The sequence below is a fragment of the Roseibium sediminicola genome (assembly GCF_023156505.1).
Taxonomy (GTDB): Bacteria; Pseudomonadota; Alphaproteobacteria; order Rhizobiales; family Stappiaceae; genus Roseibium; species Roseibium sediminicola.
The window spans coordinates 81,031-105,619 of record NZ_JALNMJ010000016.1; the positions used below are offsets into that span (position 1 = coordinate 81,031).

The window sequence follows — 24,589 nt, forward strand, 5'->3', positions numbered from 1 at the left end:
ATGCGGACAATGTCCTGATGTTCAAGACCCGACAGATGCCTTGGCTCTGTCCTTGCCGGCCTTGCGCAAGGCGGCATCGCGGTGCTGTTTGGCCACCGCCTCCGTGCCGCCGCGCGTTTCCCTGATCATCGCCAGGTCTTCCTCGCCGGAGGTGTCGAACGGCGCGATCGCAAGATCGGAGTAGGCACGACGGTTCGGATCCGCCTTCACTTTCCGGTAGATCCGGTAGACCCGCCACACGGAAGACACATAGGCCCAGTGCTTGTAAAGGATCTCGCCGAGATAGCGGGGATAGAACACAAGCGGGTTTTCGCGCGGCAGCGTGCTGCGGCGATCTGATCGGAATTTCAGGCGGAAATAGCCCCCCTCCAGCGGATGCACGCCCTCGCATTCCACCATTAGCTTGAACCACATCATCAGGAACAGCTTGTTGCCGGGTCGCCCCTTGCGATGGGCTGCGGCGCGGCGCAGCACGGTTTCGATGTGTTCATCGGAATAATAGCTCGTCCAGGCCGTGTGATAGGCCTCTTCCCACTCCGTGTCGCTCATCTTCGGATGATGGCTGACCCGGTGGTTGAGGTCGTATTTGTTAAGATCCGGATCCATCCAGATGCCCTTGTCGAGCAGCACCTTGTGGTCCTCGGAGCCGGGCAGCGGCGTCAGGTAGAAGAACTCCAGCAGGTCGAGCGGCAGTTCCTTCTTGATGATCTCGACATCGTGCAGCACCGAAGCCTTGGTATCGCCGGGAAAGCCGATGATGTAGCCGGCATAGGTGGTCGCGCCATGGGCGCGCCACTTCTGCAGCATCTCGCGGTATTCGGTGATCTTGTTCTGGCGTTTCTTGGCGGCCAGGAGATTGTCCGGATTGATGTTCTCCAGACCGATAAACACCCGGTTCACGCCGGCGCGCGTCGCCTTTTCGATGAAGTTCTCGATCCGGTGGCAGAGCGTGTCCACCTGGATGATGAACTTGATGTCGAAGCCATCCTTCTCGCGCAGCTCGATCAGGCGGTCGAACAGCGGCTCCCATTCCCGGTTGCGCGCGAAATTGTCGTCGGTGATGAAGAACCGGTCTATGCCTTGCGCGACATTGTCGCGGATGATCTGTTCCAGGTCGTCCGCCGAGCGGAACCGGCTCTTGCGCCCCTGCACATTGATGATGGTGCAGAAGGAGCACTGGAATGGGCAGCCGCGGCCCAGATCGAAGCTGGAATGGGATCCGGCGGTAAACTGGATGTGCTTGGTCGGCAGGATCGGTGTCGGCTCCCCTTCGAGCGACGGCAGATCGGCCATAAAATTGTAGAGCGGCTTCAGGTCGCCCGCGACCGCATCGCGAAAGACCATGTCGAGCCGCCGGTCTTCCGCCTCCCCGGCAAAGTAACTGACGCCCTCCTTTTGCAGCTCAACCATTTCCGCGGGCATCTCGTCGAGCATGGAAATGCAGCCCGAAACGTGAAAGCCGCCGATCGCCGTCGGCAGGCCTTCCTTGAGGAATTTCCGCGCCAGGTCTGTCGCGCGAGGAAACTGGTTCGACTGCACCCCGACAAGCGCGATCAACGCCTTGCCGCCCGCCTTTCTGATCTGGCGGGCGATCTTTTCCGGCCGGACCCGCTTGTTGGTCTCGTCGTAAGTGTGGAGATGAATTTGGACATCGTCGCCCAGACACGCACGTTCGCGCGCGGCTTCGGCAAGGCCGTTGAGGCTGGCCAGCGTGTTGGAGGGAATGGCCGAGCGCAGCCACTGGATCGGATAGCCGTCATCGTCATAATGGGTCGGCTTGATCATCACGAAATGAAAGTCGCGCACGTCTTCCCCCTCCGCCTTCTGGCTGATGGAGCAAACGTTGCACCCGCATTCCGGTAGGTCAACCGTTTGTTAATCCTATGGGCGTGTCAGCTCTGCCGCTGAACAAACAGATAGCCGCGCTTGGCGGTATGGGGCCTCCAGTCAGCACCATGCTCAGCCAAGACGTTCTGAAAGCCTGGCAGGTTAGATCGCTCATCCGCAATCAAGAGCCAACCGCCGCTCTTCACAGCATTCAGAAGCCGCGCAAGCGCGCCATGTCGCTCTGCTTCATTTAACATATGCAAGGTGCGGTCGATCAACACGACATCGAACATTCGGTCGGGGCAATATTGTGCGAGGTCCGCAACAACCCCCTCGATTGAGAGCTTTTCACGACGGGCATCGGTGAGAAGCTGATCGATGCCGTGAGACGAAAGATCGACCCCAAGGACGGAGTGACCCATACGGGCCAGGAAGAGCGCATCCCTGCCCTGCCCGCAGCCGATGTCGAGAACGGACAGGCTGCCGGCGTCAAGCTGTTTGAAGAAATCGGCGATTACCCCGGTCGGCTCTCCAAGAGCATATGGTGTCGTGCGGTAAAGTTCGTCATAATCGTAAGCCATGCCAACCCGGATAATGTGAGCTGTAACGGATGGTCAAGCGGTCTTGAACAGATGGACAGACTCTCAACAAGATCCGATTTCACTACGCTCGAACGTCATTGATTACCGTGCCGTTCTTCACGAATATTAGTCCAACCGGTGCTCTTGCGGAATATGCGCTCCCGTCCAGCGGCCGTAGCGCCAGGGCAAATACCAGGCCGCCTCCTTGGGCAAGCTTTCCGGCAGCGGGTCAAAGCCGGAAGCCCCCCAGGGATTACACCTGAGTATCCGCGCCAGGCCGATCCAGCCGCCCGCCCAGAAGCCGAAGGTGCGGATCGCCTGTTCGGTGTAATCCGAACAGGTCGGCGCATAGCGGCAGCCCCGCCCCATGAAAAGCGACAGGGAATGCCGGTAGAGCCAGATCAGGCCTATGGCCAGATGACCGGCCGGCGACAGGCGGCGGCCGGACGCGCGTTTGTCATGGGAGGGAGGACACATGGCTGATAGGAGATTGCGCGCGCCGTTCAGGCGACCGCGCTGTTTTCCTGCGCCTTGACCTCGATCTGGTCGAGCGCGTCCACAACCGCATCGAAGGTCAGCAGGGTCGAGGCGTGGCGGGCCTTGTATTCGCGCACGGGCTCGAGGAATTTCAAATCGGCGAAACGGCCGGTGGGCGGCTCACCGCCCTCCTTCAGCATGGCGCGCATGGTCTTTTGCACACCGCGCAGCTCGGCGGCCGACGCGCCGATGATGTTCTGCGCCATGATCGAGGACGAAGCCTGGCCGAGCGCGCAGGCTTTGACGTCATGGGCAAAATCGGTAACGACGCCGTCCTTCATGGCAAGATCGACAACCACGGTCGAGCCGCACAGTTTGGAATGGGCCTTGGCGCTGGCGTCGGGATGCTCGAGCCGGCCGATCCGCGGAATGTTTCCGGCGAACTCCAGGATCTTCGCATTGTAAATGTCGTCGAGCATAACTCGCCTCTTCGTGAATGCCTGTGATGCGCGACACATTGATGGCGCATCGGTTTCCTATATATAGATCAGACGCCACGGCAATTTCGCAAGGGGCAGAGTGGTCGCAGTTGGTCCTGTTGAGTGCCGCAATGGCGCTTGAAGCCGGCTTCTCCCGCTCAGAAACTGTGCGTTCGCAATTTGCGTGGAGTATGATACATGTCCGCGGCTTGACCCCGGGCTTCATGATCTGTGCACATGCGAGCGCCGTATGATGAGTGACAAGGGTAAAATTGCGAGGATCCCCATGGACGCTGTCCTCAAGCCGGTTGAAAAAACCTTCGAAAGAAAGACACCGGAGCAGCTGCATCGGCCAAGCCGCGAAGAGGCGGAGGCCGCCGTGCGCACAATTCTCGCCTGGACCGGCGACGATCCCGACCGGGAAGGCCTGGTCGAGACGCCCAAGCGCGTCGTCAAGGCCCTGAGCCAGCTCTATAGCGGTTATTTCGAAGATCCCGCGGAACACCTGGCCCGCACCTTCGAGGATGTCGGCGGTTACAAGGACATCGTGCTGGTGCGCGGCATCCCGTTCCACTCCCATTGCGAACACCACATGCTGCCCTTCATCGGCGAGGCGCATATCGCCTATTACCCTGCCGAAGGCGTGGTCGGGCTGTCCAAGCTGGCCCGTGTCGTCGACATCTATGCCAAGCGTCTGCAGACCCAGGAGAACTTGACGGCGCAGATCGCATCGGCCATTGACGATGCGCTGGCCCCGCGCGGCATGGCCGTGATGCTCGAAGCCGAGCATCAGTGCATGACCATGCGCGGTGTCCAGAAACCGGGGGTCTCCACGATCACCACCCAATTCACCGGCGTGTTCCAGGACGACCCGGCCGAACAGGCCAAGTTCATGTCCCTGGTGCGCAGCAAGGGCTGATCCCTCCGCCCTTGCCGGACAAACTCAGGCAAGGGCTTTCCCAAAAATGTCTCAAGCTGAATTTGCAGAACGCGGCGACAAGAAGTCGGTCGAGGACGGCGACCTTCTGATGCCAAAATTCGACGCCGACGGCCTGATCGCCGCCGTCGTGACCGACGTGGCCACAGGTGACGTGCTGATGGTCGGCTACATGAACGCCGAAGCGCTGAAACGCACCATCGAGACGGGTGAAGCCTGGTACTGGAGCCGCTCGCGCCAAAGCTTCTGGAAAAAGGGCGAGACCTCGGGCCAGATCCAGTCGGTGCAGGAGATCCTGACCGATTGCGACCAGGACGCCCTGGTCCTGAAAGTCTCCGTCGCCGGCAACGGCGCCACCTGTCACGTCGGCTACCGCTCCTGTTTTTACCGCAAGATCGTCAAGGCGGCAGACGGCAGCACGCGTCTGGAGCGTGTCGAGGCGGACAAGGTTTATGACCCGGCTGAAGTGTACGGCAAGGGCTGATCCCCGCCGGCCAGCAGCGTTGCAACGTCATGGAACTGCTTAATAATATTTGATACATTCGAATATTTGAATACTATTTTTACGTATTTTCTCTTATATCTCTTGTCCTCGGCTTGCACCTAAGATTTGTCCGGGTGCAAAGACACAATGCAAGTGCGCCTCTATTGTCCGCAAGCTTGAGGGAGAGGCCATGGCGGAAGACTGCGGTCAAGCCGAACGGGACAAACCTTTGGTGTTTCACCTGTCCGCTGTTGAAATTGCACTGGATTTTGCTGTCGCCACTGGCACTAAGGACACGGTTGTCTTCCGGATAAGACGGGTGTTGCCTGGCTCGTCGGCCTGCTGAAATCATGTCCGCTGATCCCTCATTTTCTGCGAGCCGCAGAGCATTCCTGAAATTGTCTCGTCAGACGAGGGAGGTTTCCATCAGCCCCCCCAGGTCCGATGAAACGACGCTTGCCGCGCACTGCACCGGATGCTCGGATTGCGTCACAGCGTGCCCTGAAAAAATAATTGTGCTCGGGAGTGACCGGCGCCCGCTTCTGGACTTCGACAAGGGGGCCTGCACCTTTTGCGACGTCTGTGCCGAGGCCTGTCCGACGGATGCCATCGATTCCACGCGCGAACTCGACTGGCCTTGGAAGGCCGAGGTTCAGAACACCTGCCTTTCCATGAACGGCGTCATGTGCCGCACCTGCGAGGACGTCTGCGAACCGCGTGCCATCCGTTTCAAGCTCGCGCTCGGCGGCAAATCGGCCCCGCTGGTTGACTTCGCTCAATGCACAGGGTGCGGCGCATGCGCACACTCCTGCCCAGCTCAAGCGATCCGCATCAACAAATCCCAGGATCAAACAAAGAAGGTCACAGCATGAACATTTGCGGCTGCCTCGTCCATGCAAAGGCTGAAAAGGCCGACGCTGTCCGCAGCGAAGTTGAGGCAATGGAAGGCGTCGAAGTTCACGCGGCCAGCGAAGACGGCCGTCTCGTCGTCGTCGTCGAAGACACGGAGACAAAAAAAGCCTCCGAACTGATCATGGCGATGCACCAGATTCCGGGCGTGATTTCAGTCACGCTCACCTACCATCATTTCGAAGATCTCGCAGCGGACGATACCGCCTCTCTGCCAGCCCAATCTAGCCAAGTCGGAGACCAGACTCATGACAACCTCTGAATCCCGCAGGACATTTCTGAAGGCGACTGCGGCTGCCGCTACGGCATCAGCCGCAGGTATCACATTGACCACGGTCCCGGCTCTTTCTCAGCCCGGATCCGCTGATATCCGCTGGGACAAGGCTCCCTGCCGTTTCTGCGGCACGGGCTGTTCCGTTCTGGTCGGAACCAAGGAAGGACGGGTTGTCGCCACCCAGGGCGACCCGGACGCCCCCGTGAACCGGGGCCTGAACTGCATCAAGGGGTATTTCCTGTCCAAGATCATGTATGGCCAGGACCGCCTGACAACACCGTTGTTGCGCAAGACAAACGGCGTCTTCGACAAGAACGGCGAGTTCGAGCCGGTGAGCTGGGACGAGGCCTTCGATATCATGGCCGAGAAGTTCAAGGCGGCGCTGGCGAAGAAGGGTCCGACATCGGTCGGCATGTTCGGCTCCGGCCAATGGACCGTCTGGGAAGGCTATGCCGCCGCCAAGTTCATGAAGGCCGGCCTCAGGTCCAACAACATCGATCCGAATGCGCGCCACTGCATGGCGTCCGCGGTTGTCGGCTTCATGCGCGCCTTCGGAATTGACGAACCGATGGGCTGCTACGACGATCTGGAGCATGCGGACACATTCGTGCTCTGGGGCTCCAACATGGCCGAAATGCACCCGATCCTCTGGTCGCGCCTCACCGACACCCGCCTGACCAAGCCGGGCTGTGAAGTTCACGTCCTCTCGACCTATGAGCACCGCTCCTTTGAACTGGCCGACAACGGCCTGGTGTTCGCGCCGCAGACCGATCTGGCGATCCTGAACTACATCGCCAACTACATCATCCAGAACGACGCGGTGAACTGGGACTTCATGAATGCCCATGTGAACATCACCAAGACGGACACGGATATCGGCTACGGCCTGCGGGACAACAACCCGCTGCAAATGGAAGCCGCCAATCCGAATTCCGGCAAGCTGTCGGAAATGAGTTTCGACGAATATGCCGCGGCGGTTTCCGAATACACCGTCGACAAGGTCTCCGAACTCTCCGGTGTTCCGGCCGCCCAGCTGGAAAAACTGGCCCAGCAATATGCGGACCCGAACCGCAAGGTGATGTCGCTCTGGACCATGGGCTTCAACCAGCACACCCGTGGATCCTGGGTCAACGGACTGATGTACAACGTGCATCTGCTGACGGGCAAGATTTCGGAACCGGGCAACTCGCCCTTCTCCCTAACTGGTCAGCCGTCAGCCTGCGGCACGGCACGAGAGGTCGGCACCTTCGCCCACCGCCTGCCGGCCGACATGGTGGTTGCCAACGACAAGCACCGCGAAATCTGCGAAACAGCCTGGAACATTCCGGCCGGAACAATTCCGCCAAAGCCGGGCTTCCACGCCGTGTTGCAGAACCGCAAGCTGAAAGACGGCGAGCTGAATGCTTACTGGGTCCAGTGCAACAACAACATGCAGGCCGCGCCCAACATGAACGAGGAAGGCCTTCCGGGCTATCGCAACCCGGAAAACTTCATCGTCGTATCCGACCCCTACCCGACCGTAACGGCCATGGCAGCGGACCTGATCCTGCCGACTGCCATGTGGGTGGAAAAGGAAGGCGCCTACGGCAACGCGGAACGCCGCACCCAGTTCTGGCGCCAGCAGGTGCAGGCGCCCGGCGAAGCCAAGTCGGATGTCTGGCAGATCATGGAGTTCTCCAAGCGCTTCACGGTCGAAGAGGCCTGGGGCGAGGAGCTGGTTGCCAAGAAACCGGAACTCGCCGGCAAGACGCTTTACGAGGTCCTGTATAAAAACGGCGTTGTCGACAAATATCCGGTGTCGGAGACCGCGGAAGGCTTCGACAACGACGAATCCGAGCATTTCGGCTTCTACGTCCAGAAGGGCCTTTTCGAGGAATACGCCAATTTCGGCCGTGGCCATGCCCACGACCTGGCACCCTTCGAAACCTATCACCAGGCCCGCGGCCTGCGCTGGCCGGTCGTCGACGGCAAGGAGACGCTCTACCGCTTCCGCGAGGGCTACGACCCGTATGTCGAGGAAGGCAAGGGTGTGCAGTTCTATGGGCACAAGGACGGCAAGGCCAAGATCATCTTCGCACCTTATGAGGTTGCCGCCGAAAGCCCGGACGAGGAGTTCGACCTGTGGCTGTGCACCGGCCGCGTTCTGGAGCATTGGCACTCCGGCTCGATGACGCGGCGCGTGCCGGAACTGCACCGGGCCTTCCCGTCGGCCGTCTGCTACATGCATCCGGAGGATGCCAAGGCGCGCGACCTGCGCCGCGGTCAGGAAATCCTGATTTCCACCCGCCGCGGAGAAATGCTGACAAGGGTCGAGACCCGGGGGCGCAACAAGCCACCGCAAGGTCTGGTGTTCGTGCCGTGGTTCGACGAGAGCCAGCTTATCAACAAGCTGACACTCGACGCGACCTGCCCGCTGTCGAAGGAAACCGACTTCAAGAAATGCGCCTGTAAGGTCGAGCGCGCCTGAGGCGCGCGCAAGGTAGCCAGCCATGTCAGCCACCTCACAGCTCAAGTCTCCCGGCCGCCGCCGTTTCCTGACGGAAACGGCGCGTGTCGCCGGTGGCTGCGCTGTTGCGGGCACGCTGCTGGCCTATGTGGCGCGTGACGCCCGCGCGCTTCCGGCGGAGGCCCTGCGTCCGCCGGGGGCTCTGCCTGAAAAGGATTTCCTGTCGGCCTGCATCCGCTGCGGCTTGTGCGTCCGGGATTGCCCCTATGACACGCTGAAGCTGGCCGAACTCGGTGAGGACGGCCCGGCAACGGGAACGCCCTACTTCACGGCTCGCGACGTGCCTTGCGAAATGTGCGACGACATTCCCTGTGTCGCCGCCTGCCCGACCGGCGCGCTCGATCCGGCATTGAAGACAATCGACGACGCCCGCATGGGCACCGCCGTCCTCGTGGATCAGGAAAATTGCTTGAATTTTCTCGGCCTGCGCTGCGACGTCTGTTATCGTGTCTGCCCCGTGATCGACGAAGCAATCACGCTGGAGACATCGCACAACACGCGGTCGGGAAAACACGCCATTTTTGCCCCGACGGTCCATGCCGACCACTGTACGGGCTGCGGCCTGTGCGAAAAGAGCTGCGTCTTGCCGGAGGCCGCCATCAAGGTGTTGCCGATCCGTTTGGCGCGGGGATCTTCCGCCGACCATTACCGCATGGGCTGGGAAGAAAAAGAACGCAAGGGCGCACCCTTGGTGGAAGGCATCATCGATCTACCCGACAGGATGCCGGCGCCGGCGGGTACTGCGCCCGAGGCAGCTGGTGGTTTTGAGCCCGCGTTCAAGCTGCCGGGAGGTGGTCAATGAGTGCCAAAACGCATCTCCCCGTCGGGCAGGAGGCCATCCGTGTCAAGGGCTGGGTCGCAGCCCATCACTATCTGCTGCTCCGCCGCTTCTCCCAGGCTTTCTTTCTGGGCCTGTTTCTGCTTGGCCCCTGGTTCGGTATCTGGTGGGTGGCCGGCACGCTTGCCGGGTCGCGCACTTTCGATGTGTTACCGCTGACTGACCCTCTTGTCCTGTTGCAGAGCATCGCCACAGGTCACCTGCCCGAGCTGACAGCGCTGGTCGGAGCCGTGATCGTGCTGGCCGTCTATGCGCTTGTCGGCGGAAGGGTCTATTGCTCTTGGGTCTGCCCGATCAATCCGGTGACAGACGCCGCCCATTGGCTGCATGACCGTCTTGGCCTGCAGAAAGGCTGGCAACCGAAACGATCAACGCGCCTTTGGGTACTGGGCACAGTTCTCCTAGTCAGCGCGCTGACCGGTACGATTGCCTGGGAGCTGGTGAACCCGGTCACCATCCTGCATCGTGGACTGATCTTCGGCATGGGCTTTGCGTGGGCGGTTGTTGCGGCGGTGTTCTTGTTTGACCTTGTCGTCTCCCGGCGCGGCTGGTGCAGTCATATCTGTCCGGTCGGCGCCTTTTACGGGCTTGTCGGCACAAGGAGCGTGCTCAGGGTCAGCGCCGCCAACCGGGCGGCCTGCGACGATTGCATGGACTGTTATGCCATCTGCCCGGAAAACCACGTCATTTCGCCCGCGCTGAAAGGCAAACCGGGCGATACACCGGTGATCCTGTCACCGGACTGCACCAATTGCGGCCGCTGCATAGATGTGTGCGCCGTCGATGTTTTCGCTTTCACCCACCGTTTTGACCAGCGCGTCAGGGAGACCGCCACCCCGGCGGAAGACGTGCCGAAGGAATATGCCGCTTGAACGGAGCAACGGAGAATTGACATGAAACTGCCGGTCCTCGTGGGAATATCCACCCTTGCAATCTCGATAGTTCTGGCCGGACTCGCGATTGCGCAATCTTCCGGCCCTGTTCAGAGCCTGCGCGGCGCCGAAATCGAGCAGTCGCTTCCTGCCGACACCGTTCACAAGCAGCTGGAAGGTCGCATCGCGCGCAACTACCGCCAGCAGCCCCCCCTTGTCCCGCATTCCATCTCCCAGTACCAGATGGACAAGCGCACCAATCAGTGCCTGAGCTGCCACGACTGGACAGTGGCGGGTGAACGCGGTGCCCCGACCCTGTCCATGACCCACTATCTGGACCGGGAAGGCAACCAGCTGGACTCGGTCGCCGGCACGCGCTGGTTCTGCAATCAGTGCCACGTTCCCCAGGCCAATGCCCCTGAACTGGTCGGCAACGACTTCCAACCTTCCAACGTGGTTCGCTGACGCGGGAACAGGAGAAAAGAGATCATGGCAGATCCGAATGACAAGCCGACAGGCGGCCTGATCCGCAGGCTCTGGAACGGTTTCTGGAGCCCGGTCGCCGCCTTCAGTGTCGGTTTCATAGCGATTGGCGGTTTTCTGGGCGGGATTCTGTTCTGGGGGGCATTCAACTGGAGCATGGAGCTGACCAATACGGAAGAGTTCTGCACCGGGTGCCACACGATGGAGACCAATCTCGGCGAATACCGGGAGACGATCCATTACAACAACCACTCAGGCGTCCGGGCAATCTGCTCCGATTGCCATGTGCCGCATGAGTGGCAGCACAAGGTGAAGGCCAAGGTTATTGCCGTGAAGGACGTCTACCATGAGATCATGGGCACGATTTCCACACCGGAAAAATACGAAGAGCACCGGCTTGCCATGGCTTCGCTTGTCTGGCGCAAGATGAAGGCGTCCGACAGCCGGGAATGCCGCAACTGCCACAATTTCGAGTACATGGATTTCACCATTCAGGAGACACGCGCTGCCTCCGAACATCAACGCGCAATTGACGAGAACATGACGTGTATCGATTGCCACCAGGGCATCGCACACGCCCTGCCGCCGGACTATCTTGAGGAGTACAAGCGCGTCACCGAAGAGCTTCAGGCCAAGTCGGAGCCGCAGTCCGGGAAAACCGATGATGTCGCAGCCATCAGGTCCTATCTCGGTGCCCTGCCCAACTAAGACCCACGCATGCGACAATATTAGATAGAAAGAGTGAAACCATGCTTGGCATTCTCGATCTGCTTGGAACCATCGGTGGCAATATTCTCAGCCTTCCGGGCATTCTGGGCCTCGCGCTTGGAATGATGACCCGAAACTGGATTTTGGCCGCCATTCTGGGCGCTCTGGTCGGCGTTTTTGAAACCGTGGTTTTTGCCGGTTTTCATCTCGGAGAGATCCGCAGCCTCGATTTCGCGATCGCGGTTCTGGTCGGTGTTCTGGCGAGCAGCCTCGGCTGTGCGATCCGGCACAGAGGCGCAACAGTCTGACACCCTGATCCGCAAGTCACCCGCAAGACTGCACTGGACGCTATAGCATTTCGAGAAAAGTCTGAGCCGACTTTAGCTGCCTCTCGGCTCTGCCTCGAACGCAAAAGTCGGCAATGCTTGTTTCAAACAATTCTCGAAATGCTTTAGCAAAGGCTGGCCAATTGGCCGGCCTTTTTGCCGCCCCCGTGTTGGCCACCCGAGTCGGCCTCCCCCCTCGGCAGATCCCCCCGGCCCGCAGCGCAACTGCTCTTCGTCAGGTTTCATGGGACACGCACGTCGAAATGCACACATGCCGGAAGCGCATGAACGCTTTCTGCTGAAGGCGAAGAAAACCAGAAGCGTCATCGCAATCAAGCTGCAGGACACGTCGGAACCCGCCCGGTGAAGTAAGCCGGACGGTGTCGCAGTCACATGGCAGCGCGTTGGCCAGCCGCATAGGCGCGCCGCTCTCGCAGCCCCCTTCCTGCAATTACAGATCGCACTTCCTAGTCTCTTAAAGCGTTTGCCCTTGCACGGTCACGCCCCTGACCTGACAAGGCATGGCCGGCGTCCCATTTTGAGGCGCCGGCCTTTTCATTTCAGCTCCGAGATCACAATCAGCCCGCTTCCCGGCGCGAGCGAACGGCTTGACGCCGCTCACCGGACTGCAACCAGGGCGTTTTCCCGAACGTGATCGCTCAGGCCATCGTGATATAGCTGCGCATCTGCTCGGCTTCGAGCTCGACCTGGGCGATCTTGAACTTGACGACGTCGCCGATGGAGATCACTCCGGTCAGCTTGCCGTCCTTGACCACCGGCATGTGGCGGAACCGGCCCTGGGTCATGCGCGCCATGACCTCGTTGATGTTGTTCTCTTCCGTGGCGGTCACGACATTCTTGGTCATGATGCCCGACACGGGCAGTTGAAGGGCCGATGGCCCTTGCGTGCCGATCACACGCACAATGTCACGCTCGGAAATGATGCCCTCGATCTGGTTGTCGCCGTTACAGACAACCACGGCACCAATTTTGTGTTTCGCCAGGGTTTCACAAATTTCGCTGAGCAGTGCGTCGCTGCGCGCTGTAATCGTTTCGTGGCCTTTCCCACTCAGGATTGCGGCTACGGTCATTCAAACACCTCCCATGGCATCACCGCCCCGTGTCATACGGGACAGCCCATCATGGCAAAAAAATCTGTCCGCGCAAACCGTTATGGCACGCTTTGCCCGTGTCCTTCCGTGGGGAGATGCGAGCCGGGTCAGCGCGGTCGCCGCTGCGGCACCGGATCCAGGAACGGGAACAGCGCGAGGCCGGCGACAAAACCGCCGATATGGGCCTGCCAGGCAACGCTGGCCGGCTGGCCGGCCAGCGGACCGCTGGTCAGGCCGAACATCAGGTTGAGACCGAACCAGATCCCGACAAACACCAGCACCTGCTGATTGCGGAAACACTCCGCGAGCGGCTGCGCCGGCACGTAATAGGCATTGCGATCGGAGCTGCGGAAAGCGCCCAGCGGTCCGCCGAGTTCAAAGACGAACCGGATCGCGGCCGCCATCTGGCCGGAAATCGCGGCCGAAGCTCCGACCATCGGCGCCCCGTCACCCCAGTTGGTGACCAGATGAGCCAGGGCGCCGCCAATGGCACACAGGGCTGAAAACAGGAGGAAGCGCCCCGCCCCAAAGCGGCGCGCCACAGCGGTCCCGAAGATCGCCATCCAGAGCAGATTGAAAACGATGTGCATAGCACCGCCATGCAGAAGTCCATAGGTGACGAAGCCCCACAGGCTCGACGCCATGTCGAGTGGCGTCAGGCTGGAAAAGGCTGCGTATTTTGCCGGCCAGAAGGCAAACAGATAGACGATCCAGTTGTCCCAGCTTGTCGGCAGCACCAGCGCACGCAAGAGATGGATCGCCACCATGGCACCGCCAAGCCAGACGATCACCGTCGGCAGATTGAACATGGGCGGCGCGGATGGCCGCTGCGGCTTCTGTTCTTTTTTGGCCTGCTCGCGTCGGGCGCGCTCTTCGTCAAACCGGTATACGTTCATAGGTCCTCCGCCGTCTCCCCCACTTCTAAGCAAGAACCGGGACAAAACAAGGGCGATCCACTTTCCCAAAGACAACTTCAACGACTTATGGTGAAGGCGGATCGGCACTTCATGAATGTCACAAACAAAACGCCGGCCATCTTCCGATGACCGGCGCCCTGCGATGCCCCCCAACAATCGGTCGCGTCCCCACGCGTCCGGTATTCGGACATGTGTTCACTTTGGCCGGCGCTGTATCCGCCCGGTCAGCTCTTGGCGGCTGTTCCTGGCGCTCCGCGGCCTTGCCAGCAACAACGGCGTCCTCCCACCCGTCGCGCTTCGTGAACCAAGCGTTAAGCTGCCAGCCAAATTGCCGCAAAACAAGCTTTACCAAAAATTAACCTTAATGGATCCGACGAAACCAAAGTTCCCGGGGTCTCAGAGACTTGGCACGCCCCCTGCTTAGTAACGGCCAAACACAAACAGGGAAAAGCAATCGTCCCGTTTTGGAACAGACACTGTCTTGAGACGAAACACCGGACGACAAGGCGAAGAGGCGAAACCAGATGAAACACGGCGTGACGCAGACTCTTTATAACTACTGGGACAACCTGCGCGGTGCGCGTCCGGCCCCCAATCGCAGCGAAGTCGACCCGGGCGAGATCCGCGGCTTGCTGGGAGACACTTTCATCCTGGAGACCAACGGACCACGCGATGTGCGCTACCGGCTTGCCGGCACCCGCCTGTGCTCGGCCCATTGCCGGGAACTGAAGGGTCGCAACTTCCTCCGCGGCTGGAGCGTCAAGGACCGGGAAGCTCTCGAGAGCCTGATCGCGGCCATCACCGAAGACGCTGCCGCCGCTGTGATCGGCATCAACGGCCACACGGAACGCGGCCAGGTCCTGCACATGGAAATGCTGCTCGTGCCGCTGAATGTTCCCGGTGAAGGCCGGATCCGTATTCTCGGCAGCTGCACGCCGATGGAAAAACCCTACTGGATCGGTCTGCATCCCATTTTGAACCAGTCGATCAGCAGCCTGCGGCTGGTGTGGCCGGACGAACGGCCGTATTTCGTCGATGCGCCGGCAGCAACCATCAATCCGATCCTGCCGCGCTTCACCGCGGAAGGCATGTCCATGCCGACACCGCACCTGCCCCAGGGCGCGGAACGCAAGGTCGGACATCTGACGGTCTATTCCGGCGGCAAGTCCTGACGGAACCTGTCGACCGACTTTTCATCGCCGCTTCTTGTGCCGGATCGGGATTCGCCCGGTCCGGCACTTTTTTCAAAGTTCCAGGGACAAAAACCGGTATTCGAGATCAGTTTTCGAGCCCTTTCCCAAAGGGAAATACGCCGGGTTCGCGCCACATACCGATCGCGCGTCGCGCACATGGTCATTTTTATCGGCTCCAAGCCTAGACCTGAGCGGCTTCTCGGCTACACTCTTACAGATCGTTAACCCCAGCTGCCTAAAGTGCTAATAAGACGTCTTGAGAATCGCATCTCAGCCGGGGGAAGTGCGGTTTGCGCACGGTTTTGGATAGAACAGGCATGAGCGCCGGATTGGCAACAGCACCAGAAGGAAGCAAATCGCTTCAAGTCACTGATCGCCGGCGACACCAACGGGTTCAGGTGAATATTCTGGGCCGCTTCATGCTTGAGGATCGCCGCGAATATCCTTGTCAGGTCATCGACATGTCGCCCGGCGGCTTGGCGATGATCACGCCTGTGACTGGCAAGGTCGGCGAACGCGTGATCGCTTATCTCGATCATCTGAGCCGAGTGGAAGGTCGAATCTCCCGCCTGATCGACGGCGGCTTCGCCGTTGAACTGCGCAACACCGTGCGCAAGCGCGACAAGATCGCCAATGTCCTGACCTGGCTTGCGAACCGGGACGAGCTCAATCTTCCCGAAGACCGCCGTCACGACCGCTTCGTACCGAAAAATCCGATGACCAAGATGATCCTGCCGGACGGTTCGGAACATGTCTGCCGGATTGTCGACGTGTCGCTGTCAGGCGCGGCCCTGGCAACGGATATCGTCCCCGAGATGGGCGACCCGATCACGCTGGGCAAAATGACGGCCCGCGTGATCCGCCGCATCGAAGGTGGCATCGCCGTTGAATTCGCAGCTGTCCAGAGCCGGGAACTTCTGGAACTCCATATCTCCGCGCCGGAAGACGATTAAGCGTCAAAGAACAACGCGAGAATTCGTTTCGCCGCCCCGCGTACACCGCGCTGGGGCGGTTTTTGTTTTGAACGCCGTGCTCTCCACCCTGTTTCACTCAAGAATTTATTTTTTTTCGACCTGGTCCAGAGGCTGCCTGAACCCGTTCCAGGGCAGGATTCTCTCTCCCCGCGAACAAGATCGACATCAATCCCGGCAGCTCAACAAAGAGGAAACCGTATTTTTTTCAATATCTTGCAGAGGACGAATCGAATTTTAGAAAAATTCGCCTCAAATTTAACTCAAACAATACTCAAATAAAAATCAAACAAGAATAAAATGTAACTCAAATATTCATATAGTTTTACTTTGAAGATTTTCTCGAAGTAAAAATCATTCGGTCATCGTTACGTCAGCCTTGGGGAGGGCGTTACGATGAAATTACTTAAGTCAACTTTACTCGCTTCAACTCTGGTCTTGACTGCCTTAGGCGCTGGAACGCCGGCTCAGGCGGATCCAGGACGGTTCATGATCATGCGCACGGCTGTGAAGGCCCCGGTGGGTTATGTCCAGTTCTGCCGCGACAACAGCTGGGCATGTCCGAAGGAAAGTTACGAACCCGTCGTCGTGCGCCTCGATGAAGCCAGGTGGAACGAGCTCATCGCCATCAACAAGGAAGTCAACCGTCGCATCCGGCCCATGACCGATGCCGACCTCTTCGGCACCGAGGAGCATTGGACCTATCCGGTCAACGGTTATGGCGACTGCGAGGAATATGTCCTGGAGAAACAGCGTGTGCTGACGGAGGCCGGTTGGCCGAAGAGCGCGCTCCTGATCACGGTCGCCAAGGACATCCAGAATGCCGGTCACGCGGTGCTGACGGTGCGCACCGACCATGGCGACATGATCCTGGACAACCAGATCGAAGCGGTTCTGCCCTGGTATTCGACGCCTTACCGCTACATCAAACGCCAGTCCGCCAACTCGCCCGTGAAATGGACGGGCATTTCCGACACGCGTGTGACCACGGTCAGCAGCGTGTCCAACTGAAATCAGGGAATTGGCCGGCCCAGCCGGCCTCTTGGACGATCCGGTCGCGTCCCCACCCTCCCCATCCCTACCACGACCGGATCCAGGGAACCGGCCCGCCCCCCGCAGGCCGGTTCCCGCTTTTTTGCAGGTCATGATGGGATGGACCCCGGTCAGAGCGCCTTCAGGCCGGCCTTGAACCGCCGCCAGTTGCGTACATAACCATCGGCCGAATTGGCAATGCCCCGAGCGGCCTCGGCCGGCAGTGTCTTGACGACCTTGCCGGGGATCCCGACCACCAGGGAGTTGTCCGGAATTTCCTTGCCCTCGGCGATCAGCGCATTGGCACCGATGATGCAGTTCGAGCCGATCACCGCGCCGTTCAAAACCGTGGCACCCATGCCGATCAGCGTGTTGTCCCTGATGGTGCAGCCATGCAGGATCGCCTTGTGACCGATGGTGCAGTTGTCGCCGATGGTCAGCGGATAGCCCATGTCCGTATGGAAGACGCAGCCGTCCTGAACGTTGGAACGGGCACCGACCGTGATGGTTTCATTGTCCCCCCTGAGGACCGCCCCGAACCAGACGCTTGCCGCCTCCTGAAGGACGATATCCCCGATCAGGGTCGCCGTGGGGGCAATCCAATAGTCACCGGTCTCCGGAAAGACGGGCGCGCGGCCGTCGAGAGCGTAAACGGGCATGTCACCTCACGGGAAACGGTTCAATCAGCTGTAGCCGACGAGGACCATGGCCACATTCATCACCAAGATGCCGGAGCACATGCTCCACATGCCGGCAATGGTCGAAGACGCAACCAGCCAGCCAAGCGGACGCTTTTCGATCAGCCGTCCCCTGATGGCATTGCGCATGATGATAAACGGACCGGCAAAGACGCACAGGAAAATCGCAACAAGAAACGCGATCAGTCCCTCGCTGGAGAAGTTGAATTTGGGCGGCTCGCGCATAATCAGCTGATAGAGACTGCCAAGCACTCCCGCAGCCACAAACCCCGCGCAGGCGATATATCCAACGAGAAGAAGTTTGAATAGCACGGCCGTTAACCCCTTGTTAACTCTTTCCCTCGGAAAGTGATTAAGAATTCCTAAAGGGTCAAGAGCAAAGACTGTGCCGGACCGGCAAATGGGCAAATTTCGCAGAAATCAGTCGTTTCGAGCGACGCCATCCGCATCCCTCAGCGGGACACCTGTCCCGTTTCAGGACAGGCTGTGCCAAATGGGTGCGCGTCCTTGCGGGGCGGGCTTCCGGTGATCCCGCTCTCCCTGCCCGAACCCAGCAATTCAAAACCGCGCCATTTTGCCTGGATGTCTCTGGCCCTTTGTCTCCTTGGCGCCGCCCTCTTTGTCGAGAAGGCACGCGGTCTGTCGGAGCACTGGCCCGCGCCCCGGTCGATCAGCCCTCTTGAGCCGGTCTCTGCCCATGTCGGCCCGGTGCAATTCGCCTTGCCTGAAAACCTGATAGCAACCGCCTATCAGCGCCGGCTCGCCCGCTCCCCTCATGCCCGCTTCGCGACGCTCCGGCTGGCGATGGCCTGGCCCGGCTTGACGGCAACAGACATGAGCGGGCAAGGGCCGGAAGGCACCACACTTCTGATTGACCTCGACAGCAGCCCGGGCCGGGAAAGCCTGCGTGCGCGGCTTGAACCGTTCTACCGTCGTCTGGCGCGGGGCGGCGAATTGGCCGGCCCCGACGGTCTGAAGATGTTGACCCTGTCACCGCGCGGTGCGGAAGCGACGGACCTGGTAGCCTATGACCCGTCTGAACCGGACGGCTTCATCGTCCGCTGCCGTAAGGGAACTCCCACCGGAACAGCCGTCTGCCACCGCGCCTTCAGCTTCGCTGCCGGTCTGGAGCTGCGCTACCGTTTCGACCAGACGCTTCTGCCCGACTGGCGGCGGCTGGACAGCGCCGTGAAGGCCCGGTTCGAGGCCTTGCGGGTCGGCAGCACGGCACACTGATGCAAGAAAAAAGGCGGCCCCGCGAGGGACCGCCTTTCCTGATTTCCATCGGCTGAGCGATCAGACGTCTTCCAGATCGATCTCCAGAATGGCCATCTGGAAGTTCCAGCTCAGATCCTCGTCTTCATCGTCGCGGAAAATCACGCCGATAAACTCTTCGCCGATATAAACCTCCGCGCTGTCGTCCTTGCGCGGCCGCGCCCGGACCTGAAGGCTCGGCAATTCGAATTTCGAGCGCATATACGCTTCGATCTTGCGGATTTCATCGGGCTTCACGGCGATCTCCTGTTATTGCCTTGGCTTTGACTGGCCGGGACCCTACAGGACCGTGCGGAATTGCCAAAGCCTTTCCGTCACCTATCCCCGTCTTCCTGTGCGCTATTGTGACGCCTTACTCGGCCTGCACGTCCTCGCCCAGCAGCTGGTTCATGCTGCGGGCCGGTTCCGGACACCCGGCTTTCCCGACGATCTTGGCCGGCACCCCGGCAACCGTCGTGTTTGCCGGCACGTCCTTGAGCACAACCGAGCCGGACGCGATCCGCGAGCAGTGACCGATCTCCAGGTTGCCCAGCACCTTGGCGCCGGCGCCCAGCAGCACACCGTGGCGGATCTTCGGGTGGCGGTCGCCACCCTCCTTGCCCGTGCCGCCAAGGGTCACGCCCTGCAGGATGGACACTTCGTCCTCGATCACCGCCGTGCTGCCGACGACAATGCCGGTGCCATGGTCGATGAAGATGCCGCGGCCGACCGGCACGGCCGGATGGATGTCGATTTGGAAGACCTCGGAAGCCCGGCTCTGCAGATAAAGCGCAAAGTCCTTGCGGCCCTTGCGCCACAGCCAGTTGGCAAGGCGATGGGTCTGCAGGCCGTGGAAGCCCTTGAAGTAGAGCACCGGTTCCAGATAGCGGAAGCAGGCCGGATCGCGGTCATAAACCGCAACGATATCGACCCGGAAGATCTTCGCGAGTTCCGGTTCGTCCGCCAGAGCTTCCAGATAGGTCTGCCGGATCAGCGACGCGGAGACGATATCCCGGCCAAGACGATCGCCCAGACGGTGCAGCACCGCTTCTTCCAGGCTGTCATGGTTCAGGACCGTTTCATAGACAAATGAAGACAGCGCCGGCTCATTGGCCACCATTGTCTGCGCTTCGTCCCGCAATTGCTGCCAGACCGGATCATGGGTCGGAACTTGTTTCAAGTCGGACTTGCTGATCGGTGCCGACATGGCCTGTCTCCTTTTCAAGCCGTCACGTTCGTGTCCTAAAGATAGGACTGTCGTCTGATATTCCAAAATGAAACTTGCTGATATCAGATATGAACCCCTCTTATGAAGCAACAAAGTTCAAGATTTCCAGCGTGTTGCAAATTTGAAAACCATGTTTTGAGGAATGAGCATGACACCGCCACCTGCCGACACCACCGAGAACCCGCTCTTGTCCGTCCGGGGCGCCGCCGCCGAACTCTGGCTCAATGCGCCGGCCAAGAAGAACGCGCTGCCGCTGTCCGCCTGGCAGGCGGTGCCCGCTCGGCTCGACCGTCTTCGCGAAGATCCCGCCATCCGGGTCTGCATCGTCCGCGGCGCCGGCGGCAGGAGCTTCTGTGCCGGGGCCGACATATCCGAGTTCGAGGCGATCCGCTCCACCCCCGAAGCCGCAAAACACTATGACGCCATCAACGTCGCAGCCTTCAAGGCGCTGAAGACCTTGCCCGTTCCTGTGATCGCAGCCATCGAAGGCCCCTGCCTGGGTGGTGGTCTGGGGCTGGCACTGGCCTGCGACCTGCGCATTGCGGCGCGCTCCGCCTATTTTGCCATTCCCGCCGCCCGTCTCGGTCTCGCCTATCCGCCGGAAGCCCTCGGCGACCTCCTGGAAGCCGTCTCCCCCTCCGACGCCAAGGCCCTTCTGTTCACGGCGGAACGGCTGAGCGCGGAGAAAGCCTTGCGGATCGGACTGATCAACGAGGTTGTCGAAGACACCGAACTGGACCGGCGGATCGAACTGCTGTGCGCGACCCTGTGCGCGAACGCGCCGCTGTCGCTGAAGGCCGCCAAACGCGCCATCAACCGCCTTGCCGCTCCGGCCGCGGCTGCCGAGTTGGATACCCTCTTCGAAGACGCGGAAACCTGTATCAACAGCGCGGACTATCGGGAAGGCTGCCGGGCGTTCCTGGACAAGCGGGCACCCCGGTTCACCGGCAGCTGAGCCGCCGGCCGCAAGCCTGATTCAAGATCTCAGATCTCATGCGCAAACCGCTGAAGGGAATCCGGTTTCCGGTTCAGGCCGGCTCCGCGCCGGCGCGCAGGCCGATCAGGAACTCCTCGACAGCGCCGGCGAAAACATCGTTCTTGTCGCCGGCCACCATATGTCCTGCGTCACGGATGTCGGTGAATTGCGCATGGGGCACCTGCTCCTGAAACTCGCGCACGTGCTCCATGGAGACAAGCTCGGAGTTCTGGCCGCGAATGAGCAGGACCGGACAGGCCAGATTGCCGGCCGCTGTCAGCATATCCTCCTGGGCGTGGACGGCTTCGGCCGGATCCGCATGCCGCTTGGACTTCAAAAAGGCCGGATCCCAATGCCAGCGGTAACGGCCGTCCTCATGCAATCTCAGATTCTTGGAGAGACCTGACAGATCCTTTGGACGGGCGCGGTTCGGCAGGTAGCGCGCAATCGCGTCGGCGGCTTCCTCGACCGTGGCAAAGCCGTACTCGACCCGGTCGCTCATGAAGCCGATGATCTTGCTGACACCGCCCATGTCGATCCTTGGGGTGATGTCCACCAGCACAAGTGCCGACAGCCCGCCCGGGTTTTCCTGGCCCTCCGCCAGCATGCCGGCAAAGCCGCCCAGCGACGCGCCGACGACAACCGGCTTCTCGCGATGCAGCGCGCCGACCTGCCGGGTTACCGCAACGAGATCCCGGGCGAAGTGTTCAAAAGCATAGTCTTCTGAGGCAACCCAAGCGCTTTCGCCATGGCCGCGCTGGTCGAGCGAGTAGACCGGATGGCCGAGATCGGCGATACGCCGGGAAGCAGCGTCCCAGGAGTGGCGCGTCTGACCGCCGCCATGCAGCATGATCACCGGCTGCTCGCCGCTGCCATAGCGATCGGCGATCAGGCTGTTTTTTTCCGCGCCCTGGAATTCAACTCGCTTCGGACCCATGAGACCTCCCACATTCTGTTCCCTGCCGCGGATGCCCTCCCCGGCCATCCGCACAACCGGTTAAGCGTCGACGTTGTTCAAAAAGGCGAGAACGCCCTGTTTGTGGACCTTGTCTCCAACTGCGACCATGTGATCGCGCCCCGGGATCTCAAGCACATCCGCATGCGGGATCAGCGCCGCCAGTTTCTGCGGTGAACCGGCGACGTCGTCCTTTGTGCCGACCGCCACCAGCACCGGGCGCTCGATGCGCGCCACATCCTCTTCGCTGATCTTCTGGCGCGAGGAACGCATGCAGGCGGCAAGCGCCCGCCGGTCGGAGCCGGTCTGTTCTGCGAACGCCCTGAAGGCCCGGCCTGTCCGGTCGGAGATGTCCTGGATGCGGTCCGTCTCCAGCGCGGTCGCAATGGGTTCCGGATCACCGATCCCGCTGATCATGCCGTAGCCAAGGCCGGAAAAGACCGCCCGGCGCACACGCCCCGGATGGTTGAGGGTGAGAAAGGCCGAAATCCGGGCGCCCATGGAATAACCCATGACATCCGTGCTTTCGATCTTGAGGTGATCCAGCAATCGCCTTGCGTCCTCCGCCATGATCGGCGCGCCATAGGCCGCCGGGTCATAGAATTTCTGGCTGTCGCCATGACCGCGATTGTCGAGGGCGATCACGCGGCGGCCATCCTTGACCAGAAGATCGACCCAACCGGGATATTGCCAGTTGACCTGCTTGTTGGACGCAAATCCATGGATCAGCAGGATCGGATCTCCCTCGCCCTCGTCCAGATAGGAAATCCTGACCCCATCGTATTCGAATTGCGGCATTAATTGCTAACCTTTACGTAAACGGAAAACGTAATTCTGCGATACCCTAAGGGGTTTAGGCCGGATTGGCAAAGCCGAATTCGAGGCAAACGGTACGCGCCTGCGGCGGTGGATCGCGGCACAAACCCCCTATCCAGAAATGTTACCAACGGCTATGGTTCGCAAAATTTGCTATCGGGGTCCCACCCTTGAAACAAAAGGACTTTCAAAATGGCGGATCACGTCGTCCCGCATTTTCAAAATACAAGCGGACACGATTCTGTAGCCATCGGCGCGCGCGAATTCATGTGCATCGGTGCGAACCCACCGTTTGACCATCCGCATGTGTTCCTGGACATGGGCGCCGAAAACGAAGTCGTGTGCCCCTATTGCTCGACGCTCTACAAGTTTGATGCGACGCTGCAGGCAGGCGAGTCCTCGCCAACCGATTGCAGCTGGACACCTGCTGCAGCTTAACGGCCGCTGCATAAGCCACGAGCGGCAACATGAGCACCAATGGTGAGGCTGATCATCCGATTGTCATTGCCGGCGCCGGCATAGGCGGTCTTGCGGCCGCCTTGGCCTTGCGCGCGCAAGGTCACGAGATCATCGTGATGGACAAGGCGCGCGCGCTGGAGGAAGTTGGCGCCGGCCTGCAGCTGTCCCCCAACGCCTGCGCGGTCCTCGCCAAGCTCGGAGTGCTCGACGAACTTGCCCCCTTTGCCTATGCGCCGGACAATTTGCGCATCTGGTCCGGTACGACCGGTCGCCAGCTGGCGACCGTGCGCATGGGCACGTTCCTGAAGGACCGGCATGGCCAGCCCTTCTGGCAAATCCACCGGGCCGACCTGCAACGGGTTCTGCGGAACAAGGCGGAAGCGACCGAAGGCATTTCGCTGCGTCTGTCCAGCGAGGTCGTCGACCTGACCGCAACGCCCTACGATCACCTGACCTGCATCTATCAGGACGCCGAGGTCACGGGTAATGAAGGCTGCAAGGCGCTGATCGGCGCCGACGGGGTCTGGTCCAGGGTCCGGCGGCTGGTGCCCGGCCACAGGAACGCGCATTTCAGCGGCCAGGTCGCCTACCGCACGACCGTGCCGATCGACACCGTGCCCACACGCTGGGCAGGAGATGCCGGGCTGTGGCTGCACCAAAAAACGCATCTTGTGCATTACCCACTGCGCGGCGGCCGGGAACTCAATATCGTCGCGCTGGCCGAGGAAGCCTGGCAGGACGAAACCTGGTCGGCCAAGGCAGACCAGGAAACGCTGCTGAAGCTGTTCAGGGACTGGCCGACCGAAGTCCGCAATCTGCTCAGATCCTCCGACAACTGGTTGAAATGGGCTCTCTGCAGCGTGCATGCCTCCGGGCCCTGGTCCCATGGCCACATCGCCCTGATCGGCGACGCCGCCCATGCCATGTTGCCGTTCATGGCCCAGGGAGCCGCCATGGCCATCGAGGACGCCGCCATCCTGGCCAGGCATCTGCCGAAGGGAACCGACAACATTCCCGCCGCGCTCAGGGCCTATGAACGCCACCGCAAGTCCCGCGTGTCGCGGGTTCAGAACATTTCCTTCGGCAATGCCCGCACCTTCCACTATTCCGGTGCGCTTGCGTTTGCGCGCGACACCGTCATGAAGCTGTCGAAACCAACCTCGCTGGCGACCCGTTTCGACGACATTTATGGCTGGACGCCCGAACAATAGTCCGCGCTTTTGCTTGAGCCGCGCGGTCGCTTGCGATAAAGCCAATCCCCATCCAGGTGCAGGGAG

The 24,589-nt window shown here is 60.6% G+C and carries 29 protein-coding genes; 17 read left to right on the forward strand and 12 right to left on the reverse strand.

Translation table 11 applies throughout. The annotated features are described in order from the left end of the window. Positions 1–21: 21 nt before the first annotated feature. The 4 genes from M0H32_RS20440 to M0H32_RS20455 form a co-directional block, all read right to left on the reverse strand. On the reverse strand, positions 22–1,785 hold the full coding sequence (locus tag M0H32_RS20440; protein WP_248157259.1) for a B12-binding domain-containing radical SAM protein: 1,764 nt from the start codon (positions 1,783–1,785) through the stop codon (positions 22–24). A 107-nt stretch (positions 1,786–1,892) separates the two neighbouring features. Next, positions 1,893–2,408, reverse strand: a complete 516-nt coding sequence (locus tag M0H32_RS20445) for a class I SAM-dependent methyltransferase (RefSeq protein ID WP_248157172.1) — start codon at positions 2,406–2,408, stop codon at positions 1,893–1,895. A 126-nt stretch (positions 2,409–2,534) separates the two neighbouring features. Continuing rightward, on the reverse strand, positions 2,535–2,885 hold the full coding sequence (gene yidD, locus M0H32_RS20450; protein WP_248157174.1) for a membrane protein insertion efficiency factor YidD: 351 nt from the start codon (positions 2,883–2,885) through the stop codon (positions 2,535–2,537). 26 nt (positions 2,886–2,911) lie between these two features. After that, the gene (locus M0H32_RS20455; protein WP_248157177.1) at positions 2,912–3,364 is read right to left on the reverse strand and encodes an iron-sulfur cluster assembly scaffold protein; all 453 of its coding nucleotides are present in this window, start codon (positions 3,362–3,364) and stop codon (positions 2,912–2,914) included. A 286-nt stretch (positions 3,365–3,650) separates the two neighbouring features. Between M0H32_RS20455 and folE the strand changes: the two genes are divergently transcribed. The 10 genes from folE to M0H32_RS20500 all read left to right on the forward strand — a co-directional run bounded on the left by folE (position 3,651) and on the right by M0H32_RS20500 (position 11,683). After that, positions 3,651–4,283: a GTP cyclohydrolase I FolE gene (gene folE / locus M0H32_RS20460; protein WP_248157179.1), complete on the forward strand. Its 633-nt coding sequence runs from the start codon at positions 3,651–3,653 to the stop codon at positions 4,281–4,283. Positions 4,284–4,329: 46 nt separating this feature from the next. Further along, the gene (gene hisI / locus M0H32_RS20465; protein WP_248157181.1) at positions 4,330–4,785 is read left to right on the forward strand and encodes a phosphoribosyl-AMP cyclohydrolase; all 456 of its coding nucleotides are present in this window, start codon (positions 4,330–4,332) and stop codon (positions 4,783–4,785) included. Positions 4,786–5,135: 350 nt separating this feature from the next. After that, entirely contained in the window at positions 5,136–5,657 is a 522-nt protein-coding gene (gene napF / locus M0H32_RS29750; RefSeq protein ID WP_425607339.1) for a ferredoxin-type protein NapF, read from the forward strand. Continuing rightward, positions 5,582–5,956 (forward strand): chaperone NapD, encoded by a 375-nt coding sequence (locus M0H32_RS20470; RefSeq protein WP_248157183.1) that lies wholly within the window; start codon positions 5,582–5,584, stop codon positions 5,954–5,956. The genes napF and M0H32_RS20470 overlap by 76 nt, the downstream gene beginning before the upstream one ends. Then, positions 5,943–8,435 carry a nitrate reductase catalytic subunit NapA gene (gene napA / locus M0H32_RS20475; RefSeq protein ID WP_248157185.1) on the forward strand — a complete coding sequence of 831 codons (2,493 nt, stop codon included), beginning with the start codon at positions 5,943–5,945 and terminating at the stop codon, positions 8,433–8,435. The genes M0H32_RS20470 and napA overlap by 14 nt, the downstream gene beginning before the upstream one ends. Positions 8,436–8,457: 22 nt before the next feature. Then, the gene (gene napG, locus M0H32_RS20480; protein ID WP_248157187.1) at positions 8,458–9,276 is read left to right on the forward strand and encodes a ferredoxin-type protein NapG; all 819 of its coding nucleotides are present in this window, start codon (positions 8,458–8,460) and stop codon (positions 9,274–9,276) included. Next, on the forward strand, positions 9,273–10,184 hold the full coding sequence (gene napH, locus M0H32_RS20485) for a quinol dehydrogenase ferredoxin subunit NapH (protein ID WP_248157189.1): 912 nt from the start codon (positions 9,273–9,275) through the stop codon (positions 10,182–10,184). Before napG ends, napH begins: the two co-directional genes overlap by 4 nt. A gap of 21 nt (positions 10,185–10,205) precedes the next feature. Next, a complete protein-coding gene (locus M0H32_RS20490; RefSeq protein ID WP_248157191.1) occupies positions 10,206–10,649 on the forward strand; it encodes a nitrate reductase cytochrome c-type subunit in 444 nt (147 codons plus the stop codon). 24 nt (positions 10,650–10,673) lie between these two features. Then, entirely contained in the window at positions 10,674–11,375 is a 702-nt protein-coding gene (locus M0H32_RS20495; RefSeq protein WP_248157193.1) for a NapC/NirT family cytochrome c, read from the forward strand. Between the two features lie 41 nt (positions 11,376–11,416). After that, positions 11,417–11,683 carry a hypothetical protein gene (locus M0H32_RS20500; protein WP_248157194.1) on the forward strand — a complete coding sequence of 89 codons (267 nt, stop codon included), beginning with the start codon at positions 11,417–11,419 and terminating at the stop codon, positions 11,681–11,683. A gap of 677 nt (positions 11,684–12,360) precedes the next feature. Here the strand turns inward: M0H32_RS20500 and M0H32_RS20505 are convergent. Both M0H32_RS20505 and M0H32_RS20510 read right to left on the reverse strand, forming a co-directional pair. Next, on the reverse strand, positions 12,361–12,792 hold the full coding sequence (locus M0H32_RS20505; protein WP_248157195.1) for a CBS domain-containing protein: 432 nt from the start codon (positions 12,790–12,792) through the stop codon (positions 12,361–12,363). A gap of 128 nt (positions 12,793–12,920) precedes the next feature. Beyond that, positions 12,921–13,709, reverse strand: coding sequence for a rhomboid family intramembrane serine protease (locus tag M0H32_RS20510; RefSeq protein WP_248157196.1), 789 nt, complete (start codon positions 13,707–13,709; stop codon positions 12,921–12,923). Positions 13,710–14,266: 557 nt separating this feature from the next. On the opposite strand from M0H32_RS20510, the gene M0H32_RS20515 reads away from it, so the two are divergent. The 3 genes from M0H32_RS20515 to M0H32_RS20525 all read left to right on the forward strand — a co-directional run bounded on the left by M0H32_RS20515 (position 14,267) and on the right by M0H32_RS20525 (position 16,905). After that, on the forward strand, positions 14,267–14,902 hold the full coding sequence (locus M0H32_RS20515) for a PAS domain-containing protein (RefSeq protein ID WP_248157197.1): 636 nt from the start codon (positions 14,267–14,269) through the stop codon (positions 14,900–14,902). Positions 14,903–15,240: 338 nt separating this feature from the next. Next, positions 15,241–15,876: a PilZ domain-containing protein gene (locus M0H32_RS20520; RefSeq protein ID WP_248157198.1), complete on the forward strand. Its 636-nt coding sequence runs from the start codon at positions 15,241–15,243 to the stop codon at positions 15,874–15,876. Between the two features lie 507 nt (positions 15,877–16,383). Then, positions 16,384–16,905, forward strand: a complete 522-nt coding sequence (locus M0H32_RS20525) for a transglutaminase-like cysteine peptidase (protein WP_248157200.1) — start codon at positions 16,384–16,386, stop codon at positions 16,903–16,905. A 152-nt stretch (positions 16,906–17,057) separates the two neighbouring features. Here the strand turns inward: M0H32_RS20525 and M0H32_RS20530 are convergent, their stop codons facing one another. Together M0H32_RS20530 and M0H32_RS20535 are read right to left on the reverse strand one after the other, a co-directional pair. Further along, entirely contained in the window at positions 17,058–17,585 is a 528-nt protein-coding gene (locus M0H32_RS20530; RefSeq protein ID WP_248157202.1) for a gamma carbonic anhydrase family protein, read from the reverse strand. A 24-nt stretch (positions 17,586–17,609) separates the two neighbouring features. After that, a complete protein-coding gene (locus tag M0H32_RS20535) occupies positions 17,610–17,936 on the reverse strand; it encodes a DUF6949 family protein (RefSeq protein WP_248157204.1) in 327 nt (108 codons plus the stop codon). Positions 17,937–18,131: 195 nt separating this feature from the next. On the opposite strand from M0H32_RS20535, the gene M0H32_RS20540 reads away from it, so the two are divergent. Beyond that, positions 18,132–18,860 carry a hypothetical protein gene (locus tag M0H32_RS20540; protein ID WP_248157206.1) on the forward strand — a complete coding sequence of 243 codons (729 nt, stop codon included), beginning with the start codon at positions 18,132–18,134 and terminating at the stop codon, positions 18,858–18,860. Between the two features lie 60 nt (positions 18,861–18,920). Here M0H32_RS20540 and M0H32_RS20545 read toward each other — a convergent pair whose 3' ends face one another. Both M0H32_RS20545 and cysE read right to left on the reverse strand, forming a co-directional pair. Further along, positions 18,921–19,136, reverse strand: a complete 216-nt coding sequence (locus M0H32_RS20545; RefSeq protein WP_248157208.1) for a DUF3126 family protein — start codon at positions 19,134–19,136, stop codon at positions 18,921–18,923. A 115-nt stretch (positions 19,137–19,251) separates the two neighbouring features. Next, positions 19,252–20,085 carry a serine O-acetyltransferase gene (gene cysE, locus M0H32_RS20550; RefSeq protein ID WP_248157209.1) on the reverse strand — a complete coding sequence of 278 codons (834 nt, stop codon included), beginning with the start codon at positions 20,083–20,085 and terminating at the stop codon, positions 19,252–19,254. A 169-nt stretch (positions 20,086–20,254) separates the two neighbouring features. On the opposite strand from cysE, the gene M0H32_RS20555 reads away from it, so the two are divergent. Beyond that, positions 20,255–21,061 carry an enoyl-CoA hydratase-related protein gene (locus M0H32_RS20555; RefSeq protein WP_248157210.1) on the forward strand — a complete coding sequence of 269 codons (807 nt, stop codon included), beginning with the start codon at positions 20,255–20,257 and terminating at the stop codon, positions 21,059–21,061. Between the two features lie 73 nt (positions 21,062–21,134). Here M0H32_RS20555 and M0H32_RS20560 read toward each other — a convergent pair whose 3' ends face one another. Together M0H32_RS20560 and M0H32_RS20565 are read right to left on the reverse strand one after the other, a co-directional pair. After that, positions 21,135–22,019 carry an alpha/beta fold hydrolase gene (locus M0H32_RS20560; RefSeq protein ID WP_248157211.1) on the reverse strand — a complete coding sequence of 295 codons (885 nt, stop codon included), beginning with the start codon at positions 22,017–22,019 and terminating at the stop codon, positions 21,135–21,137. Positions 22,020–22,079: 60 nt separating this feature from the next. After that, positions 22,080–22,835 carry an alpha/beta fold hydrolase gene (locus M0H32_RS20565; protein ID WP_248157212.1) on the reverse strand — a complete coding sequence of 252 codons (756 nt, stop codon included), beginning with the start codon at positions 22,833–22,835 and terminating at the stop codon, positions 22,080–22,082. Positions 22,836–23,045: 210 nt separating this feature from the next. On the opposite strand from M0H32_RS20565, the gene M0H32_RS20570 reads away from it, so the two are divergent. Both M0H32_RS20570 and M0H32_RS20575 read left to right on the forward strand, forming a co-directional pair. Then, positions 23,046–23,291, forward strand: coding sequence for a zinc-finger domain-containing protein (locus M0H32_RS20570; protein ID WP_248157213.1), 246 nt, complete (start codon positions 23,046–23,048; stop codon positions 23,289–23,291). 29 nt (positions 23,292–23,320) lie between these two features. Beyond that, positions 23,321–24,523, forward strand: a complete 1,203-nt coding sequence (locus tag M0H32_RS20575) for an FAD-dependent monooxygenase (RefSeq protein ID WP_248157214.1) — start codon at positions 23,321–23,323, stop codon at positions 24,521–24,523. Positions 24,524–24,589 lie beyond the last annotated feature (66 nt).

Coding starts and splice junctions, on each gene's coding strand:
- M0H32_RS20440 (WP_248157259.1), bottom strand. CDS start 1,785: ATGATCAAGCCGACCCATTATGACGATGACGGCTATCCGATCCAGTGG.
- M0H32_RS20445 (WP_248157172.1), bottom strand. CDS start 2,408: ATGGCTTACGATTATGACGAACTTTACCGCACGACACCATATGCTCTT.
- yidD (WP_248157174.1), bottom strand. CDS start 2,885: ATGTGTCCTCCCTCCCATGACAAACGCGCGTCCGGCCGCCGCCTGTCG.
- M0H32_RS20455 (WP_248157177.1), bottom strand. CDS start 3,364: ATGCTCGACGACATTTACAATGCGAAGATCCTGGAGTTCGCCGGAAAC.
- folE (WP_248157179.1), top strand. CDS start 3,651: ATGGACGCTGTCCTCAAGCCGGTTGAAAAAACCTTCGAAAGAAAGACA.
- hisI (WP_248157181.1), top strand. CDS start 4,330: ATGTCTCAAGCTGAATTTGCAGAACGCGGCGACAAGAAGTCGGTCGAG.
- napF (WP_425607339.1), top strand. CDS start 5,136: ATGTCCGCTGATCCCTCATTTTCTGCGAGCCGCAGAGCATTCCTGAAA.
- M0H32_RS20470 (WP_248157183.1), top strand. CDS start 5,582: ATGCGCACACTCCTGCCCAGCTCAAGCGATCCGCATCAACAAATCCCA.
- napA (WP_248157185.1), top strand. CDS start 5,943: ATGACAACCTCTGAATCCCGCAGGACATTTCTGAAGGCGACTGCGGCT.
- napG (WP_248157187.1), top strand. CDS start 8,458: ATGTCAGCCACCTCACAGCTCAAGTCTCCCGGCCGCCGCCGTTTCCTG.
- napH (WP_248157189.1), top strand. CDS start 9,273: ATGAGTGCCAAAACGCATCTCCCCGTCGGGCAGGAGGCCATCCGTGTC.
- M0H32_RS20490 (WP_248157191.1), top strand. CDS start 10,206: ATGAAACTGCCGGTCCTCGTGGGAATATCCACCCTTGCAATCTCGATA.
- M0H32_RS20495 (WP_248157193.1), top strand. CDS start 10,674: ATGGCAGATCCGAATGACAAGCCGACAGGCGGCCTGATCCGCAGGCTC.
- M0H32_RS20500 (WP_248157194.1), top strand. CDS start 11,417: ATGCTTGGCATTCTCGATCTGCTTGGAACCATCGGTGGCAATATTCTC.
- M0H32_RS20505 (WP_248157195.1), bottom strand. CDS start 12,792: ATGACCGTAGCCGCAATCCTGAGTGGGAAAGGCCACGAAACGATTACA.
- M0H32_RS20510 (WP_248157196.1), bottom strand. CDS start 13,709: ATGAACGTATACCGGTTTGACGAAGAGCGCGCCCGACGCGAGCAGGCC.
- M0H32_RS20520 (WP_248157198.1), top strand. CDS start 15,241: ATGAGCGCCGGATTGGCAACAGCACCAGAAGGAAGCAAATCGCTTCAA.
- M0H32_RS20525 (WP_248157200.1), top strand. CDS start 16,384: ATGATCATGCGCACGGCTGTGAAGGCCCCGGTGGGTTATGTCCAGTTC.
- M0H32_RS20530 (WP_248157202.1), bottom strand. CDS start 17,585: ATGCCCGTTTACGCTCTCGACGGCCGCGCGCCCGTCTTTCCGGAGACC.
- cysE (WP_248157209.1), bottom strand. CDS start 20,085: ATGTCGGCACCGATCAGCAAGTCCGACTTGAAACAAGTTCCGACCCAT.
- M0H32_RS20555 (WP_248157210.1), top strand. CDS start 20,255: ATGACACCGCCACCTGCCGACACCACCGAGAACCCGCTCTTGTCCGTC.
- M0H32_RS20560 (WP_248157211.1), bottom strand. CDS start 22,019: ATGGGTCCGAAGCGAGTTGAATTCCAGGGCGCGGAAAAAAACAGCCTG.
- M0H32_RS20565 (WP_248157212.1), bottom strand. CDS start 22,835: ATGCCGCAATTCGAATACGATGGGGTCAGGATTTCCTATCTGGACGAG.
- M0H32_RS20570 (WP_248157213.1), top strand. CDS start 23,046: ATGGCGGATCACGTCGTCCCGCATTTTCAAAATACAAGCGGACACGAT.
- M0H32_RS20575 (WP_248157214.1), top strand. CDS start 23,321: ATGAGCACCAATGGTGAGGCTGATCATCCGATTGTCATTGCCGGCGCC.